The 2,734-nt window shown below is 73.4% G+C and carries 3 protein-coding genes; all 3 read right to left on the reverse strand.

Annotated features, from left to right (window positions below; all coding sequences use genetic code 11):
- Positions 1-316: enoyl-CoA hydratase/isomerase family protein (locus H5J29_RS28135; protein ID WP_181784014.1), on the reverse strand; the 316-nt coding region annotated here is incomplete at its 3' end.
- Complete coding sequence (locus H5J29_RS28140; RefSeq protein WP_181784015.1) at positions 313-1,587, reverse strand: FAS1-like dehydratase domain-containing protein; 1,275 nt, start codon at positions 1,585-1,587, stop codon at positions 313-315. The genes H5J29_RS28135 and H5J29_RS28140, both read right to left, overlap by 4 nt.
- A partial coding sequence (locus H5J29_RS28145; protein ID WP_181784016.1) for an ANL family adenylate-forming protein occupies positions 1,584-2,734 on the reverse strand: 1,151 nt, incomplete at its 5' end. The genes H5J29_RS28145 and H5J29_RS28140, both read right to left, overlap by 4 nt.

Genomic DNA, 2,734 nt, shown 5'->3' on the forward strand with positions numbered 1-2,734 from the left:
GGTCGTAGTCCGCGGCGATCGTCGGCACCGGGCACTCCCGCAGCGCGCGGACCATGCCCTGGAACCGCGAGTAGACGGTGTCGCGGATCTGCTCACGGCTGAGGGTCCGGGAGATCTCGGAGATCGCGGGCAGGTCACCGCCCGCGCTGAACGCGCCCTCGCCGGTCAGCACCACCGCCGACGACGCCCGCTCACCGGCGGCGCGGATCGCCTCCGCCAGCTCGTCGGCCTCCGCGGGACCGATCGCGTTGCGCTTCTGCGTCCACGCCATCGTCACGACGACGGCGTGGTCCTTCTCGGTGATCCGGATCGTCATCGCGCGCCACCGTCGCCGATGCTGTGCAGCGCGAGCTCGTGGGCGAGCGTGCCCTCGAGGTCGGGCGCGGGTGGTTCCGGCAGTGTGACGGGGGCGTCCCTGGTGGGCAGCAGCACGACCGCCGTGCCGGGGGTGGTGATCTCCCCGCGCTGGTTCTCACACCAGATCCGCAGGTCGACCTCGGCGCCCGCGGCGGTCCGCCGCTTGTCGACCACCTCGCCGCGCACCCACGTGACGTCACCGACGTAGTTGAACCTGCGGTGCTCGCACCGCAGCTTCCACAGCCAGCCGTCGTCGCCCATCCAGTCGGTGACGATGTGGGCGAGCCAGGTCTCCCGCATGCCGCCGTAGTCGTAGGAGTTCGGCAGGCCCAGCTCGCGCGCCCGGGTGGGGTCCCAGTGCAGCCGCTGCACGGTGTCGGGCACGTTCAGCGCGTTGGGGGGGTAGAGACCCGGCGCCTTGCGACGGATGCCGGCGGCGATCTTGAAGGCCCCCGGCGGGGTGAGCTGCATCCCCCACCCCAGGTGCCACACGACGACGTCGGTGGTCGTCAGCGGACCCTTGACCCGCTGCTGCAGCTCGTCACCGACCTGCACGTCCTCCCAGTGGCGAGGGGTGGCGCCGCGCCGGGTCTCGGCCGCGTAGGCGGCGTCGATCTCGGCCAGCTGCTCGGGGGTGTACGGCTCCTGGACCAGCTGTTCCTTGGCCCGCTTGCGCGAGGTGTGCCGCTCGGCGTTGATCCAGGTGCCCCGGCGCACGGCGTGCATCCGTCCCTCGCCGTCGGCGTAGAGGAAGTCGTTCGTGACGTGCGCGGTGCGCCCGCCGAAGGTGGAGGCCTTCTCCGCCACACCCACCTGCGCCTGTAGCAGCGTGCACCGGTCGCCGAGCTGCAGCGGCCGCCACCACTCGAACTCCATGACGGCCTGGTAGGAGCCCAGCCCCGCGAACGGGTCGCCCTTGAGCAGGGCCTTGGTCTCCGGGTCCGGCTTGGGCGCGGCGTCCTCGCCCATCGTGTAGAGGAACGTCGGCGGGGCGACGAGGGAACCCCACCGCGTGCCCGCGGCGTACGCGGGGTCGCAGTAGAGCGGGTTGTCGTCGCCGTAGCCGTAGGCGAAGTGGCGCGCCCCGTCCCACGTCACCTCGTAGTTGTGGATCCTGCCGTACTGCGGCTGCGGCACGCCCAGGCGTCGCCGCGAGCGCTCGAAGGCCTCGTCGGTGAGCACACCGAAGGTCTCGGCGGTCTTCTCGGGCCTTTCCTCGGTGCTGGTCACGCGTCTCCTCGTCGAGGTGCGGTTCGGGCTCGGTCGCCGGCGTCGACGGCCTCGCGGATGAGGTCGAGCAGGTCCACCCGGCTGACCTTGCTCGACGGCGACCGGGGCAGCGCGTCGAGCACCAGCAGGTGCTTCGGGATCTCGTAGGGGGTGAGCTCGGTGCGGCACAGGGCGAGCAGCTCCTCGACGGTCGGCCGCCGCCTGCCCGCCTCGACCTCCACCGCGGCGACCGGCACGGCACCGAGACGCTCGTCGGGAAGCGCCGCGACGGCGGCCTCCCGCACCGCGGCGTGGCTCTCGAGCACCCGCTTGACGGTGTCGGGCTGGATCTTGAACCCGCCGCGGACGATCGTGTCGTCGGCCCGGCCGGTGATCCAGAGGAACCCGTCGGTGTCGATCCGGGCGAGGTCGCTCGTGGGCATCCACTCCTGTGCCCCACGCGGGGACTGCGCCGTGCGCACCTCGAGCCTGCCGACCTCCCCGGAGGACAGCGGCCGCCCCCCGTCGGCGGTGACCCGCATCGCGACGCCCGGGAAGGGCCGCCCCGCGCTGCCCGCCTTGGTCCCCCACCACCGCTCGTGCAGCGGGTAGGTCCACCCCGCGACCGCGCCCGCGAACTCCGTGGCGCCGTAGATCGAGAGGACCCGCACGCCGTACCGGTCGAAGAAGCGCTGGGCGAGCTCGGGCGGGCAGGCCGTCGTCCCCGCCGTCACCACCTGCAGCGACGCCAGCCGCTCGGGTGCGACGTCGGCGTCCAGCACCGCCCGGATGGCCGCGGGCACCAGGCCCGCGGCCCGGACGCGGTAGGTCTCCACCGCACGGGCCCACGGCTCGACGGCGAACTTCCGCAGCATCACGATGCGCCGCCCGGCGTAGAGCGTGCCGACGGCACCCCACAGCCCTCCGATGTGGACCATCGGGGTGGCGACCAGCGACACGGACCGGGAGAGTAGCGCGTGCGGGCTCGGCGTCCGGCCACCCGCGGTCAGCGAGCCGTTCAGCTGCGCGACGGAGAGCCGCACCCGCTTGGGCGGGCCCGTGGTCCCCGAGGTCAGCATCTCGATCGCGGTGGCCGGGCTGGTCAGGGCGCTGGTGGTGACCGCGCCGCCCACCACCCGCACGGCGCCGTCGAGGTCGAGCTCGACCG

It is taken from the genome of Pseudonocardia pini, from assembly GCF_013870575.1.
GTDB lineage: Bacteria > Actinomycetota > Actinomycetes > Mycobacteriales > Pseudonocardiaceae > Pseudonocardia > Pseudonocardia pini.